Below are 17,808 nucleotides of genomic sequence, written 5' to 3' on the forward strand. Positions count from 1 at the left end.
ACTGATCAGGAGGTTTATAATGCATACCCCAAACATTCCCGCAGACAGCAGACATAATAACGATACAGATCGATTAACGGAAGAAGAAATCTATTGGCTCGGCAAATTGTCACCCGATTTGAGCATGAGCAGTTTTGCGGTTGATCACAAGATGGTGCGTGCGGAAATTCAGAATACAGAGATCTTTACGTTTAAACTTCCAGATGAAATTTCCCGGAGAATTACGGCCGTGAGCAAGGGGTCGGAATACGGTGTTTTCATCATTTTGCTGTGCGGAATTCAATATTTGCTATCCATACATTCGGGAAATAAAGATATTGTTGTCGGGATTCCGGTGTTCAGGACGAAGTCCGGGCCGGCTTTTCAGGATAACCATTTGATTATACGAAATGTGATGGATAGCCGCATGACGTTCAAGGATCTTCTGTTCGAGGTAAAACAAACCATCTCGGATGCGGGCAAGCACCAGAAAATTTCCTACCCCAAGCTGGCAAAGCTTCTGCATCTGGAAACGCCTGCCGGAGATCTGCCGAAGCCGCGAACGGTCGTCTTACTGGAAAATATTCAAAATAATGCTTCCGCCGGTCAATCCGCCGCCGATACGACGTTTCAGTTCAACTTGGCGGGAGAGCACATTCATTGCCGTGTATCGTTTAAGACAGGCGGCATTACGCAGGAGACCATTCGCGGTATTGCGAATCATTTCACTCACTTCTTCAGAACCGTTCTGGATAACCCTGACATCCTATTGTCCGAGATCGGAATTCCGGATGAAGAGAGGAGCCGTCTATTATACGAGTTTAACGAAACGGCTGCCCCTTATCCAAAGGACAAAACCGTAGTTGACTGGTTTGAAGAGCAGGTGGAGAGAAGCCCGCATCAAACAGCAGTCGTTTATCAGAACCGAAAGCTGACCTACAGGGAACTCAACGCCAAAGCGAATCAAATCGCCCATCTATTGATTGGACATGGGATCGGGGAAGGCAGCGTTGTCGGGATCATGGTGGATCGATCGCTTGAGATGCCCGTAGGAATGATGGGGATTTTAAAAACCGGGGGAGCGTATTTGCCGATTGACCCGGGCTTGCCGGAGGAACGGATCAGGTCTCTGCTGAACAATTCGCAGGCCGGCATTATTCTGGTAAACGGCAATCTTGAAGTAAATATTTCTGATCCGGAGATGAAAATCGTCGATATCGGGAGCGCCTTGGCGAGCAGCGTGCCGGAGGCTATGGATAATCCGGGATTGACGTATGACCCGGAGGGCATGATGTACGTTCTGTTCACGTCGGGAACCACAGGCGTGCCCAAAGGGGTAATGGTGAAACGGCGTTCATTCGTTAATTTGCTGAATTGGTATATATGCGAACTGAAGCTTAGCGATGCTGACGACCTGATGCTGATCGCACCGCTCAGCTTCGATACGGCGCATAAAAATTTGTTCGCTCCTTTATTGGTGGGCGGGCGGCTGCACCTGTTCACCGCAGGGATGTACGACTATAACGAGATGTCGGATGTGATCGCCCGTGAACGGATTACGGTTATCAATTGTTCGCCGAGTGCCCTTTACCCTTTGATCGATTACAACGAGAACAACGAATACCGCAAATTAAGCCCTTTGAAGCATGTGATCGTGGGCGGCGAGCCTATTAATCTGAAGAAGCTGAAGCCATGGCTCCAATCACCCGAATGCCGCTCCGATGTCATCAACACCTATGGTCCTACCGAGTGTACGGATATCGCGGCCTCCTTCAAGTTTAACCGCCTGAATATGGAGCAATTGGAAATTGTTCCGCTCGGCAAACCGCTGCCCAATACCGAAATATACATCGTGGATGAGGATACGAACCTGCAGCCGATTGGTGTTGCCGGCGAGTTGTGCATCAGCGGAGACGGTCTGTCCCTCGGCTATTATAACGCGCCGAATCTGACGAACGAGAAGTTCGTGGAATGTCCGTTCTATCCGGGTAAAAAGATTTATAAAACCGGAGACCTCGCAAGATGGATGCAGGACGGCACGCTTGAATTTCTCGGCCGCAAAGACTTTCAGACCAAGATCAGAGGCTTCCGTGTCGAGCTTGGCGAAGTCGAACATTGCCTTCTGCAGCATCCCGGCGTGGAAGAGGCCATAGCAGTGTCTATGAAAGATTCTGCAGGCATGGATGTGCTGTGCGCCTATTTCGTTTCCCGCCTGAAGCTGCCGGTTGCAGAATTAAGAAGCTATGTTGCCCAGAAGCTCCCCGATTTCATGATACCCGCATATTTCACGCAGCTCGGCAAAATGCCTCTCAACAACAATGGGAAAATCGATCGGAAAGCCCTGCCCGCACCGGATCCGGATACAGCCGCAAGCTCCCCTTATGCCGCACCGGAAAGCAATATGGAACGATTGTTTGCAGGCATATGGGAAGAGGTTCTGGGTGTGGCGAGAGTTGGGATCCATGATGATTTCTTTGAACTGGGAGGCCATTCGCTAAAAGCTGCTGCCATCGTGCTGAAGATCAACAGGGAGCTGGAAACCAGCTTGCAAATAAGCGGCTTGTTCCGTCATCCCAACATAAGAGCGTTTACCAAACACGCGGAGAGCTTGCAAGGGGGGCAATATCCGGCCATTCGGCCTGTGGAAACAACCGGGACTTATCCCGTTCCTTCGCAGCAGAAGCGTCTGTTCATCTTGTGGCAGCTGGATCGGAGTTCGCTCGCCTATAATATGACCTCTGTGAATATGATCGAGGGCGATCTCAACCGGCGGAAGCTGGAGGATACGCTCGGACGTCTTATCCGCCGGCATGAATCGCTGCGAACCTCCTTCATATTCAAGGACGGCGAGCTTGTGCAGACGATCCGACCCGACATTACCTTCACGCTGGATTTCGAAGAAGCGGAAGAAATTGGGCTTCAGCGTGCAGTCAATGATTTTGTGAAGCCCTTCGATCTGGAAAAGGAGCCGTTGTTCAGAGTCAAGCTCATGAAGGTTGGAGACAACAGGCACCTGCTGCTGACCGATATCCATCACATTGTCTTCGACGGCGCGTCGATGGATATCTTGATGCAGGAATTCTCCGAACTGTACTCAGGGATGAGCCAGAGCGAGCTCGAGCTGCAATACAAAGACTATTCGGTATGGCAGGCTGAGCAGAATGCGGCCGATGACAGGAGAAGGCAAGAGGCGTATTGGCTGAATCTGTTCAAGGATGGTGCTCCCGAGCTTCAACTGAATACGGATTATCCGCGGCAGCCTGTCATGCGGTTCGAGGGCGGCAGCGTAAGCGTCCTCGCTAACGCAGAATTGACCGCGAGCTTAAGAGCGGTGGCCGCAGAGAGCGGGGCAACCTTATATATGCTGCTGTTGTCTGCCGTTAACGCGCTGTTGTTCAAATACACCGGGCAAGAGGACATTATAATCGGCTCGCCGACGGCAGGGAGGTCCCATCCGGGTCTGGAACGGATCGTTGGCATGTTCGTGAACACGGTTGTCATGAGAAACTTTCCATGCGGGAAAAAGACGTTCAACGCTCTTCTGGGCGAAGTCAAGGAGAATACGCTGAAGGCCTTCGAGAATGAACAATATCCCTTTGAAGTGCTGGTGGATAAACTGGGAGTTCCAAGGAACACGGGAAGAAATCCTTTATACGATGTGATTTTTGCGCAGGAAAGCGATGATCGCGCGGCCATGGATACTGCCGGATTGTCCTTCCGGGAATATCCGGTTGAGGAGCGTTCGGCCCAGATCGATCTTTCCATTCGGGCCCTTGAGAAGAGGAGCACCCTTGATTTCAGATTTAAATACCGCACGGATCTGTTTGCGGAAGAAACAATTGCAAGGATAGCCGGCCATTTCATCCGTTTGCTTGAGGAAATCGCTCAAAACCGCGATGTCCGATTGCAGGATATCCGCATCCTGTCCGACCAGGATGAGCGGCTCCTGCTTGAAGGCTTCAACAATACGCAGACTGAATTCCCGTACGAAAAGACGGTACATGAATTAATCGAGCGGCAGGTGCGGGACACTCCAACGGAGACGGCTATCGTGTATAAGGACAGGCAGCTGACATATGCCGAACTGGATGAGCAGGCTAACCGGCTTGCCCGCGTTCTAAGAAACAAGGGAGTGAAACGAAACGACATTGTCGGAATCATTGCGGAGCCATCTGCCGAAATGGTCATAAGCGTACTGGGGGTACTGAAGTCCGGGGGCGCTTATCTGCCGATTGATCCCGGTTTCCCGGTGAACAGGATCCGCTATATGCTGGAGGACAGCCGTTGTTCATTGATCGTGACGCAGCGCCCTCTTCAGGAGCTTTTGAAGCTTGATCAGATCGCGCTGGATGACGAATCTTTAAGCCAGGTAGAAGCATCCTGCCCGGAGAACGTCAATCTTCCCGGCGATCTGGCTTATGTGATCTATACATCCGGCACGACAGGGAAGCCGAAGGGCGTCATGATCGAGCACCAGAACGTGACGAATCAGCTTGCGGGATTCACCGGCCGGCTGAAGTTCGACCGGGAATGCCGTCATCTGTTTCTGGCCAAGTTCACCTTCGATGTGTCGGTGCAGCAGATGCTGCTGCCGCTTCTTTCCGGCGGACAGCTGTATATCCCCGGCGAAGAAACGGCTGCTGAGCCCGGACGTCTCTGGAGCTACATGGCGAAGCATCAAATTAACGTTCTGTGCGCCGTACCCGCCCATATGAAAGTTCTTCTGAACAACAGACGCGATATCGTTAATCACCGGTTCCGTTACGTCATGCTGGCGGGTGAAGTGTTCAGCAGAAATCTGTATGACGAAGTGCGAAGCGCCGTCCATGCCGATCAGATCGTGAATCTGTACGGGCCGACCGAAGCAACAATCTATACGACTTACCATATCTGCGACGGCAGCGAGGCAGGTGCGAGCCTGCCGATCGGCCGGCCTTTAGATAATTACAGAACGTATATTCTGGACCGCGACCTTCGCCCGGTGCCGCTGGGGGTGGCGGGAGAGCTGTACATCTCCGGTGCTGGAGTGGGAAGAGGGTATTTGAACAGACCGGACCTGACCCGCGAACGGTTTGTCCCCGACCCGTTCCTGGATGGCGCGAGCATGTACAAGACGGGAGATTTGGTCAGATGGCTTCCGGACGGCGGCATCGAATATATGGGAAGACTTGACCATCAGGTCAAAATCAAGGGAATCCGGATTGAGCCGGGCGAAATCAACCATCATCTCCTGAATCATGGCAGCGTTAAGGATGCGGTTGTCGCGGCAAAAATGAATCTGTCCGGCGAAGCCTACCTGTGCGCGTATGTGGTCGCGGAAGACGCTGTAACCACAACGGAATTAAGGGAATACCTGGGATTGCATTTGTCCGGGTATATGATTCCCGAGCGATTCGTGCAGCTTGCGCAGCTGCCTGCAACGACCAGCGGTAAAATCGATATCAAGGCCCTGCAGGAAAGAGAAGATGAAACCTATATGCTTTCGGGAACCGCTTATGCGGAGCCTTCAAGCGGTCTTGAGCAGGCGATAGCGGAGATATGGAAGCAGGTGCTCGGAACGGACCGGGTTGGAGTCCACGACCATTTCTTCGAGCTTGGCGGAAATTCCCTGAATATTATCGAGGCGCATGTCCTCCTGAAGGAACGGCTGAACGTCGACCTGCCGGTAGTTGAACTGTTCCGTTATTCCTCTATCCATGCATTAGCAAGGCGCTTGGGGACGACAGCAGACGAAGGCGTGCGGGAAGGAAGCGGCCCGGATCGGGATCAAGTCAGGGAGGAATCGAAGAACCGGTTAAAGCAAAGAATGCAGAGAAAAAAAGAGGGTGGGAAATTATGAACAACCATACGACAAACGGGCTTGAGATCGCGGTTGTCGGAATGGCATGCCGGGTTCCGGGCGGAAACGATATCCGCAGCTTCTGGGATACGATCAAGAACGGAACGGAAGCGATCTCTTTCTTCACGAATGAGGAGCTGCAGGAAGCGGGCGTCGACCCGGAGACGCTCCGTAGTCCCGGCTATGTCAAAGCCGGGGGCGTGATCCGTGATTCGGAATGGTTTGACACCCACTTGTTCCACTACTCCCCCCGGGAATCGGAAGTGATGGACCCCCAGCTTAAAGTGCTGCATGAATGTGCCTGGGAAGCGCTTGAGAAAGCCGGCTGCTGCGGGGAGCATGGGAACGGATTAACGGGCGTCTATATCGGAGGGTCAACAAACTTATATTGGATGAACGATGTGTTTCAACAAGCGCCCGACTTTATGAGAGAAGCTAACTTATTGAACGGATCGCAATTTTTCAGCACGAGATTATCGCATCAGCTGAATTTGAAGGGCCCAAGCTATACGGTTCAAACGGCATGTTCATCTTCATTGGTTGCCATTCATCTAGCCTGTCAGGGTCTTCTGGGCGGCGAATGCGATATCGCTCTGGCCGGAGGCGTATCCATCACACTGCCGGAGAAACGAGGCTATTGGTATCAGGAGGGCATGATTCTGTCACCCGACGGACACTGCAGACCGTTCGACGCCAATGCCAAAGGAACGGTGAATGGCAGCGGAGCGGGCATGGTGGTCCTGAAAAGGCTGCAGGATGCCATAGAGAGCGGAGACTATATTTACGCGGTCGTAAAGGGGTCGGCGGTCAACAATGACGGACGCGATAAAGTCAGCTTTACCGCGCCGAGCATAGAGGGACAGGCCGATGCGATCAGGTCCGCTCTGCTCATGGCGGAAGTCGAACCGGAAAGCATCTCCTATGTGGAGGCGCACGGGACCGGGACCGTACTCGGCGATCCGATTGAAATCGAAGGCCTGAAGCTGGCATTTAATACCGGCAAGCGGGGCTACTGCGGCATCGGATCAGTTAAAGCGAACATCGGACATCTCGATAATGCTGCGGGCGTGGCCGGTTTCATCAAGACAGCGCTTTCCCTGAAGCACCGGCTGATTCCGCCGAGCATTAATTTCGGACAGCCGAACGACAAAATCGATTTTGAACGAAGCCCGTTCTATGTCAACACCCATCCGGCTGAATGGAAGCATTCGGATTTTCCTTTAAGAGCCGGGGTTAGTTCGTTCGGAATCGGCGGAACCAATGCCCATCTGGTGCTCGAAGAAGCTCCGGACAGAGGCAGCCCGGACAGCGGCAGAAGGGTCCAGCTTCTGTCCCTCTCCGCGCAAACCATGAAGTCCCTTGATGAACAGACCCGCAGGCTGGCCGATTATTTGGACCAGAACGAAGACATTGATTTGGCCGATGCGGCCTATACGCTTCTGATCGGCAGAAAACAGCTGAAGTACCGCAGGGTGCTGGCGGCGGCGGATGCAGTCGAGGCCAAGCGGGAGCTGTCTTCAGCGCATTCTGCCAAAGTACAGACGGCGAAGGTGTCCGGCTCCGTCAAGCCGGTCATCTTCATGTTCCCAGGACAAGGCTCCCAATATATCAATATGGGATTGGAGCTGTATAGAGAAGAACAAGGATTTCGCGAAGAGGTAGACCAATGCTGTCATATCCTGGCCAGGATAAGGGGATATGATATGAAGGAAATCTTGTATCCGGCACTTATCGGGGAGGGAACTAACGAGAGGATTCATCAAACATCCTATACTCAACCTGCAATATTTATTTTTGAATATGCGCTGGCCAGGATGCTGATGAATTGGGGGATCCGCCCGGACGGCATGATCGGACATAGTCTGGGCGAATATGTGGCCGCTTGTTTATCCGGAGTGCTGTCGCTCGAGCATGCCCTGGCACTGGTTTCGGCACGCGCCGACCTTATGCAGCGGCTGCCGGCGGGCGGCATGTTGAGCGTGATGGCGACGTCAGACAGGCTGCTGCCGCTGCTTGGCCCCGGTCTGTCCATTGCCGTTTTAAACGGTCCGTCACAGTGTGTCGTTTCGGGTTCATATGAAGAATTGAATGATCTGGAAGCAGAACTGGACCGGGAGGGTCTCCGTCATAAGAGGCTGCAGACTTCCCATGCCTTTCATTCATCAATGATGGACCCGGTTCTAAGCGCCTTTGAAGAGAAAGCCAGGGAAGCCGTCTTTGGCGAGCCGCAGATTCCTTATATTTCAAATGTCACGGGAAAGTGGATAACCGCCCAGGAAGCGGCGGACCCCCGGTATTGGGTGAAGCATTTGCGCGGCACCATCCGATTTTCCGAGGGTGTGGGACAATTATTGGCGGATGCGGACAGTATCTTTGTCGAGGTTGGGCCTGGCAAGACATTAAGCGCATTCGTCAGACAGCAACTTGACGAAGAATCGGCAGCACGGAATATGATCGTGAACACGGTAAAGTCTTCCAATGATAATGTGCCGGACGACGAATTCTTGCTTCGCGGAATCGGTAGGCTGCATATTCATGGCGCTCACATCGATTGGCAGAGCTATTACGCAAGAGAGAGAAGATTCCGCGTCCCGCTGCCCACGTATGCGTTTGATCGCCAGTATTACAGCATTCGCGCCGGCCAAGCCGGAAGCGGAGCCGACAATCGGGATACGACGGGCCGGGTCGGCGGGGATGCGGTCAGGGGCAGTAACGGGCAGCTGGCAGCAAAAGACGGGACGCCAATGACAGATAAGGAACAGCTCATTATTGAAGCCTATAAGGAAGTTACAGGCGTAAAGAATATAACCCTTTATGACGATTTCTTCGAGCTGGGAGGCAGCTCGCTGTCTGCCGTCAACGTTGTATCCAGACTGCAGAAGGACCTTCGGATATCCATCCGTCAACTGTTTGAATATCCGCGGGCGTCCGATCTGGCACAGCATATCGAGCTCAAGACAGAAGACCCTTTCCTATCGAAGGACGAATTGAAGCGGTACTTGCTGGCGCGGAGAGAAAGATATCTTTCGCCCGCGGATGCGGGCAATGAATGGGAAGCAAAACGCCGTCTATACGAGGAGAGAAGCAGGGGATATAACGAAACGAGCCTTACCCTCAGGGTGGAATACAAGGATATTTTGTTGACGGGAAGCACGGGATACCTGGGAATCTATTTGCTCTATGAATTATTAAGGCACTCGAACAGCAATATGCATCTTATCATAAGAAGCGGGAGCCGGGAGGAAGCCGAGAAACGGATCAAAGAAAAGCTCGGCTTTTATTTCGGACCGGACTTTTATGAGGAATGGAACCGGAGAATTTTCGTATATAACGGTGATTTAACGAAGAAGAATCTGGGAATGGATGACAGCGGGTACCGGGATCTTTGCGGACTCATTCCATGCATTATTCATTCCGCGGCCAATGTCAGCCATTACGGCAAATACGACGAATCATATGAGGCCAACATTGTGGCTACGGATAACTTAATCGAGTTTTCGCTCACGGGACGGATCAAGGATTTTAACCATATCTCGACGATGGCCGTCGCTTCCGGCAGGGTTGAACATCAGAAAGACATCCTGTTTACCGAATTCGATTGCGATGTCGGACAAGCCATGACGAGTCCATACTCGAAAACGAAGCTCATAGCAGAGAAAAGATTGATGGAAGCAAGACAAAAAGGAGTCGACGTTACTATTTTCCGTGTCGGCAACATCGTATTCGACTCCAGGTCCGGCAAGTTCCAGGAAAACATCGCACAAAACGCTTTATATTCCTTAATCCAATCCTATGTCACGATCGGGTTGATTCCGGAAATGGAGAGGGATACGGATTTTTCATGCGTGGATGACGTAAGCCGGGCAATCGTGAGCTTGTTCGACCGAATGGAGCTGAAGAATGAGACCCATCATATTTACAATCCGAGCCCTGTCAGCATGTCGGAGCTGCTGACGATGCCAGGTTTGGCACTCGGCGTGGAACAGGCGTCGATCGAACGGTTTCTGGACTACGTCTATGATGAAAATCAGGTCCGCGGGCATTCATCCCCTATCTATAACATCCAGTTGCACAGCATTGGAGATGATTGGGGAGAGCTTGACAGTCCGGCCGATCACACTTTATTCCATGTCAGGAGCGACAAGACGGCCGCGCTGTTAGAAAGAACGGGTTTTGTATGGAAAGAGATGAACGAGCAGCTTGCCGGCCGTATGGTAGATTACTGCCGGCAGGTGAAATTCCTGTAGGATTCGGAGGTGCGGCAGTTGACAAGCAAAGACATCTTGCATCGTACGGAATATTTTAATCTTACACATCCTCAAAAAAGAATATGGTACATGGAAAATATCAACCCTGGCCAATCGATGCATAATATCGGCGGCACAGTAAGAATAAAAGGAAAGGCGGATTTCGCGTTACTGGAGGAAGCGATCCGCACGTTTGTAAAAACGAATGAGGGCATCCGGCTTCGTCTTACGGAGTCGGAGGGTGATGTCCGGCAATATATAAGCGATGATTCAAGTTTTCCTATCGACTATTTCGATTTCAGTGCACACCCGAATCCGGAAGAACCATTTACCGCCTGGGTTCGTCAGGAAGCGTCGGCGCACATGCCGATCTACGATAACGCCTTGTTTTATTTCGCTTTATTGAAATTGGGAGATCGCGACAACGGTTATTTCGTCAAGGCGCATCATCTGGTTGCGGACGGGTGGTCGATGAATCTTCTGACCGAACAGATTTGCGGCACTTATTCAAGGCTCTTAAAAGGCGAGGAGGCAGCCAGCCGAAACGGAAATTCCTATCTCTCTTACATCGAACAGGAGCAAACGTATTTGGCGAGCGCGCGGCTGCTGAAAAACAGGAAATTCTGGAACGACAAATTCTCGGCGCTGCCGGAGCCGGCAGAAAATGCCGGTTTGGAATGGGGCGCAGGAAACCGCAAAACATTTTCGCTGCGAAGCGGGCAAACCGAACGTATCAAACAATTCGCCGCCGATCATAATATTTCGCTGTACACCTTCTTCGTCGCCTTGTATCTCATCTATCTTCATAAGCTGTCCCGGCAGGATGACATCGTTGTTGGGCTGCCGCTGCTGAATCGGGCGGGTAAAAAAGAGAAGAGCATCGTGGGAATGTTTACGAGCACGATGCCGTTTCGCTTTCGTATGGATGCGGAAGTGCCGGCAAGTCAATTAATCGGGGACATGAACCGCGAGTTGACGCAATGCTATTATCACCAGAGGTATCCGTTCGATCTCCTGGTGCAGGATTTGGAATTGAACAAGAAGGGCTACGGCCCTTTATTCCATTCCTCTGTCAATTATTATAACACCCGACTGATGAACGACCTTGACGGCATTCCAATCGAAAATGAAGAATTTTACAGCGGGGAACAGCTGTATTCGTTCCAGCTGATCATCCGGGAATGGTCCGGCTCGGGGGAACTCCAGCTGGATATGGACTATAAGCTGCAGGATTATACGGAAGAAAGGATCCGGCAGACATACCATAGTCTGCTCCATCTGGCCGATCAAGTCGTACAGTTTCCCGACCGAAAGCTAAGCGGGTTCAACCTTGTAGCTGAAGATGATTGGAATAGACGGATATACGAATTCAACGCTACCGAATTCGATTATCCGAAAGAGAAGACGATTCACCGGCTGTTCGCGGAACAGGCGGCAAAGACGCCGGATCGGATCGCGCTCCGTCTGAATAATCAAACCTTAACCTATCGGGGATTAAATGAAAAATCGAATCAATTGGCAAGATTTCTTCTGGGAAGAGGCGTAAAAAGAGGTGTCATCGTCGGGCTGTCAACGAAACACTCGATGGAAACGATCATCGGAATTCTCGCAATTCTCAAAGCGGGAGGCGCTTATTTGCCTGTCGATCCCGATTTGCCGCCAGACCGGATTCATTATATGCTGCAGGATTCGGGGACTTCCATCCTGTTGACCGATGATGAGATGCTTCATACATCGAACCTTTCCCGTTTCGAAGGGGAAGTCATTCAGCTGAATTCGGCAAGCCTGTATACAGGGGAGGCCTCCGATCTTGGGGACCTTAGCGAGCCGTCCGATCTGGTCTATATCATATACACATCAGGTTCCACCGGATTGCCGAAAGGCGCGATGATCGAGCATCGGGGACTGGTGAATTATATCTGTTGGGCAAAGCGGGTATATGCGGTTTCGGGAGAGACTGACGTGTTCGCACTCTATTCTTCCTTGACTTTCGATCTGACGGTCACCTCGATATTCACGCCGCTCATCGGAGGCGGCCAGATTGCCATTTATCCCGCCGATGACAATGAGTATGTGCTCTATAAAATAGTCCGGGAAGCTATAGCAACCATTGTAAAACTGACACCCTCCCATCTCTCCCTATTAAAGGATACCGTCTCCGGGACGGGTTCGATCCGAACCTTTATCGTCGGAGGCGAAGATTTAAAGACAAGCCTCGCAAGCAGCATTCTCGACCGTTTCGGCAGTCATATCATGATCTACAACGAATACGGTCCGACGGAGACGGTCGTGGGATGTATGATCCACCGGTTCGATGCCGGGAAGGATCAAGGAATCTCGGTTCCGATCGGCATCCCGGCCCAAAATATGAAAATATATATATTGGATCCGGAGCTCAATCCGGTGCCGGACGGTGAAACCGGAGAGCTGTACATTTCCGGAGACGGAGTTGCACGGGGTTACCTGAACAGGCCGGAGCTGACGAAAGAGAGATTTATCGATAATCCTTTCGTTCAGGGAAAGCGGATGTATAAAACAGGCGACTTGGCCAGATTTATGGACGGAGGCAGGATCGAATACGCGGGAAGAACGGACAGTCAAGTGAAAATACGCGGACACCGCATCGAACCGGGCGAGATCGAACATGGTATGACCCATCATCCAGGCGTAAAAGAAGCCGTTGCCATGGACCGCGAGGACCGGAACGGCGGCCGGTATCTCTGCGCCTATTACACCGGGCAAGAAGAGATTCCCGCACCGGGGCTGGCGAATTTCCTGAAAGAATATTTGCCGGAATATATGATTCCCGCCTATTTTATGGCGTTAGACGCCATCCCTTTGACGATCAACGGGAAGGTCGATAAAGCTGCTTTACCTGAGCCGGCACCAGCAAGGAACGAGCCGGCCGCCCGCGAAGCAGCAAACGGGATGGAACGGTTGCTGGTCGATACCATCGGACATGTTCTGAATGCAGAAGATGCGAGCCTGAAGGATAATTTCTATTATTTGGGCGGGGATTCCATCAAAGCGATCCAGATCGCCTCGAGGCTGGGGAGCGGGGGGTACAGAATCAAAGTAAAGGATATATTGGCTCACCCCGTAATCTCAGATATGGCATTATATGTGGAAAACATTGGGCGAGGGGCGGCCGGAGAAGACAGCCCTTGCGAAGGCGTGATCAAGCCGCTTCCTTCGACATCATGGCTTTTCTCGCAGCGGTTGCCGGACATGAACCATTACACACAATCGGTGCTGCTAAAGTTTAAAGGCGAGCTGTATCCCGATAAACTGGAAACGGCGCTGAATACGATCATCCGCCATCACGATGCCTTCAGAATCAACTATGATTCCCGGACGGGGGAGCTGAGCTATAACGATTCCCTTCTCTTGGGACAATGCGAAATCCGGATAATCGATTTGTCGGAATGTCCGGTTTCCGAACAGCCTGCTCAAATCTCGGGGATCGGGGAGAAGCTGAAAGCAAGCTTTGACATTGAAAATGGAGTTTTGATCAAGGCTTGCATTTTCCATCTTGGCGGTCAGGATACCAGGCTGCTCATGAGCGCTCATCATCTGGCTGTCGACGGGATATCCTGGAGAATTATCTTCGAGGATATGAGCCATGTGTACGAACAATTGCTGCATAACAAGATTGCCGCACTTCCGCCAAAAACATGTTCGGTTCAGAACTGGGCAACGCAATTGGAGCAGTTTGGCCGGGGTCCTGCGAGAAGAAGCCTGCCTTTCTGGAATCAGCAGGTTTATGAAACCGGCACGGAAACGTGGAGCGATTTTGACCTGGGTGCGGATGCCATGGAATGCTGCGAAACGGTAGAATACCGGTTGACGGAGGATGAAACACAACGGCTGCTGTTCAAGGCAAATGACGCCTACAGGACAAAAGGCGATGAATTGATGCTCATCGCGTTGGCGCTGGTGATGAGGGATTATACGAAAACCGGCGACGTGTTGGTTGAAATCGAGAGGCATGGCCGCGAGGAGATCGCGGACCATATCGACATATCGAGAACGGTAGGCTGGTTTACGAGTTTATATCCGGTCAGACTGGCAGTCCCGCATACGGGTCTGTCATCGCAAATCAAGCTGTTGAAGGATCAAATGCGGGGAATCCCGAACAATGGACTTTGTCATGGTGTCTTGAAATATATAACCGGCGAATTGGATGGCGGTCCGGGGAAAAATGTGCGGTTTAATTATTTGGGCGATTTTAACGCTTCATTTACGAGCGGAATATTCGAATATGCGGAGGAGCCTGCCGGCAGAGAATGCAGCGGCCGCAATGAAATGTCTTGTCTGCTGGATATCGTCGCTTATTCGGTGAATAACAGGCTGAAGCTTTCGATAACCTACAGCCGCAGCAAGTTTAGACCGGAGACGGCAGAGCGATTTGCCCGCTCCTATATGGATCGGTTGAGAGAGGTCATCGATCATTGCAGCGGCAGGGACCACAGCGAATTTACGCCTGCCGATTTTGAAACGACAGACCTCTCGAGCGACGAGCTCGAACATCTTTTTAACGATTGAAATCATGCCGAACCGATTCTCGAAGTGGAGAGGACCATGCCGAAAATGCAAACAAGATCCATATGGATGATCCTTGTCGTATTCCTGCTGGTTCCAACCATAGCCGGACCCGCCGCCGCTGCCGCGGCGAATGAAAGCGCGGCAGCGGAATTGCCGGACGGCTATGAACGCCAGCTGGACTCATGGATTCAGAAGCAAAAAAAAGAGGGGAAAATTCCCGGCTTGTCGGTCGTCGTCGTCAAGGACGATCAGCCTGTTTATAAAAAAAGCTTCGGCTATTCCAATCGGGAGACGAAGCAGTCCGTAACCGAACAAACCTTGTTCGAAATTGGATCAAACAGCAAGGCGTTTACGGCTCTGGCTGCCTATCAGCTTGCCGGAGAAGGCGTCATCGATTTGAATGAACCGGTCAGCACATATTTGCCCTGGTTCCAAATGAAGTATAAGGGCGAGCACGATGGGCAGCTCATCGACAGTGCGGTCGATATCACGTTGGAACAGCTGCTGCACCACAGCAGCGGAATCCCGTTCGAGACGATTAAGGACATTCCCGTGACGGACGATGAAGATGCGCTTGAACAAACGGTGAGAACGCTGCTGAATCGCCCTCTTGCGTCCTATCCGGGGGAACAGTTTGAATACGCGACGATTAATTATGATATTTTGGGCCTGATCATTCAGGAAGTGACGGACCAATCGTTTGAACAATATGCGGACAGCCATATCCTGAAGCCTTTTGGGCTTGATCATACGTATCTGTTCAGGCAGGAGGCCGCCCAGCAAGGCATGGCAGAGGGCTACAAGCTGGGATTCTTGAGACCTGTCCAGTATGATGCTCCGATGTACCGCGGCAATACACCGGCCGGATATTTCATCTCCAATGCGGAGGATATGGAAAAGTGGCTGAGGATCCAGATGGGCACCTCCACGCTGGAACAGGCCGACCAGGACACGGTTCTAAGAACGCATGAGCCGAACCGCTCTGTTGCGCCCTCTTCGGACGGTTCGTCCTATGCGGGGGGATGGGAGGTATACCAGAGCGGGGAAGGTGAAATCTCCCATGACGGAAGCAATCCGAACTTTTCCTCCTTCCTTGTATTTCGTCCCCATGAGGGTCTGGGCGTTGCCGTACTGGCTAACTTGAACTCGTCTTATACAAGCGTCATGGGTCAAGGCATCATGGACATCCTTCAAGGAAAGAAACCGGCGGACAACGCGCAGGATATGTATAAAAGCCTCGACGTCTTTGCTTTTTTCGTCATCCTGCTGATGCTCCCGCTGATAGTTGTTACACTGTATTTTATTGTTCTGTCCGCAGCCCGGATTTACAAGAAAAAAAGAAGGCTGGAGAAGCATGCAGCCAGGCGTATAGGGATTCCGCTGGCTTCGCTCGCATTTATCCTGGTATCGGGGTATTGTCTATATCAAATTCCCGACGTATTATTTTCCGGGCTTTCCTGGGATTTCGTCAAGGTGTGGGCGCCTGCGAGTCTGATTATTGCGATTGGCGCGGTCATGTCCGCCATCATCCTTTTCTGCGTATACCTGACGCTGGTATCCGTTTTTCCGGAACGCAGGGACAGGAATTTTTTCCCCCTCATCCTGTTGAGCATCGCAAGCGGCTTCGGCAATGCGATGATCATCTTCATCGTCAATGAAGCGTTAAACCGGACGGGGCAATCCGGAAGCGGACTGTTTTTATATTTTGCACTGGGTATTGTCATTTACGTGATGGGACAGAAGTTCGTGCGGACCAGGCTCATCACGCTTACGAATAATTTGATCGCTGATAAAAGGATCGAGCTGCTGGACAAAATTTTGAATACCCCCTATGAGAAAATCGAGCGGCTCGAGAGCGAAAAGATTCAAACCACGTTAAATAATGATACAGAAGCCATCAGCAACCACGCGGCTACTCTCATTACCGGACTGACGGATTCGATAACGCTGCTGTGCTGCCTGGTCTATCTGGGAATTCTGAATGTCTACGGACTGCTGATTTCCATTGCCGTCATGCTCGTTGCGGCAGGCTTATATTATGTGGCAGGAAGGTCGGCCAATAAGCTGTGGGAGCAAACGAGAAACATTCAGAATACCTTCTTCCGATATATCAACGATCTTACCGGAGGCTATAAGGAACTCAGGCTGGGATCGGCAAAACGGGAGCATTTCAGAGCGGATATGCAGGAAAGCATCGGCGATTACAAGGACAAGCGGATCCGGGGCGGGCTGAAGTTCGCCAATGTCTTTATAATCGGCGAATTGTTGTTCACGCTCGTGATCGGGGCGGTCACGTTCTTGTTTCCCATTCTGTTCGAGCAGGTGCAGAGCCATTCTCTGCGAAACTATGTGTTCGTATTCCTCTACATGACAGGGCCTGTCAACAGCATTCTTAATGCGATTCCGCATGCCGTACAGCTGCGGATTAGCTGGAAGCGGATCAAAGCGTTTATCGCGCATTTGACGGAGATTGAAGCCGGCAAGGAGATGACAGAAGGAGAGGTTGTGCAATCCGGCGGCTTGCAAATTGAACTGAAGGACGTGGAATACGAATACCGCGGCGAGAATGGCGAGTCCTTTCGGGTCGGACCGATCGACTGCAAATTTCATTCCGGCGAGATCGTTTTTATTACGGGAGGGAACGGAAGCGGCAAATCAACGCTTGCGAAACTGATTACAGGGCTGTACGCGTGCGAGAAGGGTGAAATATTCGTCAACAACCAAGTCATCGGCCAGGAGGAATTGGGCGAACTCTACTCTGCCATCTTCAGCGACTACTACCTGTTCACCAAAATATACGGCATCGATTGCGCGTCCAAAGAGGACGAGATCGATACCTATTTGAAACTGCTGCGCATCGATGAGAAGCTGCAAATTCAAGACGGGGAGTTCAGTACGACGAAGCTTTCGACAGGTCAAAGAAAGCGACTGGCACTATTGATCAACTATCTGGAGGACAAGCCGATCTGCCTGTTTGACGAGTGGGCGGCCGACCAGGATCCGGAGTTCAGACAATTCTTCTATACGGAATTATTACCGCAGTTCAAATCCAAAGGGAAGTGCGTCATTGCCATTACCCACGACGACCGGTATTTTCATATGGCAGACAAGCTGATCAAGATGGAAAGAGGAGAAATCGTAGAAGAACAACAAATGAACCATACTCTTGCAGGTTCTGCTGCACAAGCGAGATAGGAG

4 protein-coding genes are annotated in these 17,808 nt (G+C 51.6%); all 4 read left to right on the forward strand.

The window, feature by feature from the left end; genetic code table 11:
• Positions 1 to 19 precede the first annotated feature (19 nt).
• Genes AC0YNV_RS07850 through AC0YNV_RS07865 form a run of 4 tightly spaced genes read left to right on the forward strand, consistent with a single transcriptional unit; the run spans position 20 to position 17,805 of the window.
• Positions 20 to 5,818: an amino acid adenylation domain-containing protein gene (locus AC0YNV_RS07850; protein ID WP_475767201.1), complete on the forward strand. Its 5,799-nt coding sequence runs from the start codon at positions 20 to 22 to the stop codon at positions 5,816 to 5,818.
• The gene (locus tag AC0YNV_RS07855) at positions 5,815 to 10,065 is read left to right on the forward strand and encodes a beta-ketoacyl synthase N-terminal-like domain-containing protein (protein ID WP_475767203.1); all 4,251 of its coding nucleotides are present in this window, start codon (positions 5,815 to 5,817) and stop codon (positions 10,063 to 10,065) included. The genes AC0YNV_RS07850 and AC0YNV_RS07855 overlap by 4 nt, the downstream gene beginning before the upstream one ends.
• Before the next feature lie 9 nt (positions 10,066 to 10,074).
• Positions 10,075 to 14,610, forward strand: coding sequence for an amino acid adenylation domain-containing protein (locus tag AC0YNV_RS07860; RefSeq protein WP_475767205.1), 4,536 nt, complete (start codon positions 10,075 to 10,077; stop codon positions 14,608 to 14,610).
• 36 nt (positions 14,611 to 14,646) lie between these two features.
• A complete protein-coding gene (locus AC0YNV_RS07865) occupies positions 14,647 to 17,805 on the forward strand; it encodes a cyclic peptide export ABC transporter (protein WP_475767206.1) in 3,159 nt (1,052 codons plus the stop codon).
• The last annotated feature ends 3 nt before the right edge of the window (positions 17,806 to 17,808 follow it).

The sequence above is a fragment of the Paenibacillus sp. JT31N11 genome, from assembly GCF_056269285.1.

What these genes read in the sequence shown, in the direction of transcription:
- AC0YNV_RS07850 (WP_475767201.1), top strand. Translation starts at nt 20, where the DNA reads ATGCATACCCCAAACATTCCCGCAGACAGCAGACATAATAACGATACA.
- AC0YNV_RS07865 (WP_475767206.1), top strand. Translation starts at nt 14,647, where the DNA reads ATGCCGAAAATGCAAACAAGATCCATATGGATGATCCTTGTCGTATTC.
- AC0YNV_RS07855 (WP_475767203.1), top strand. Translation starts at nt 5,815, where the DNA reads ATGAACAACCATACGACAAACGGGCTTGAGATCGCGGTTGTCGGAATG.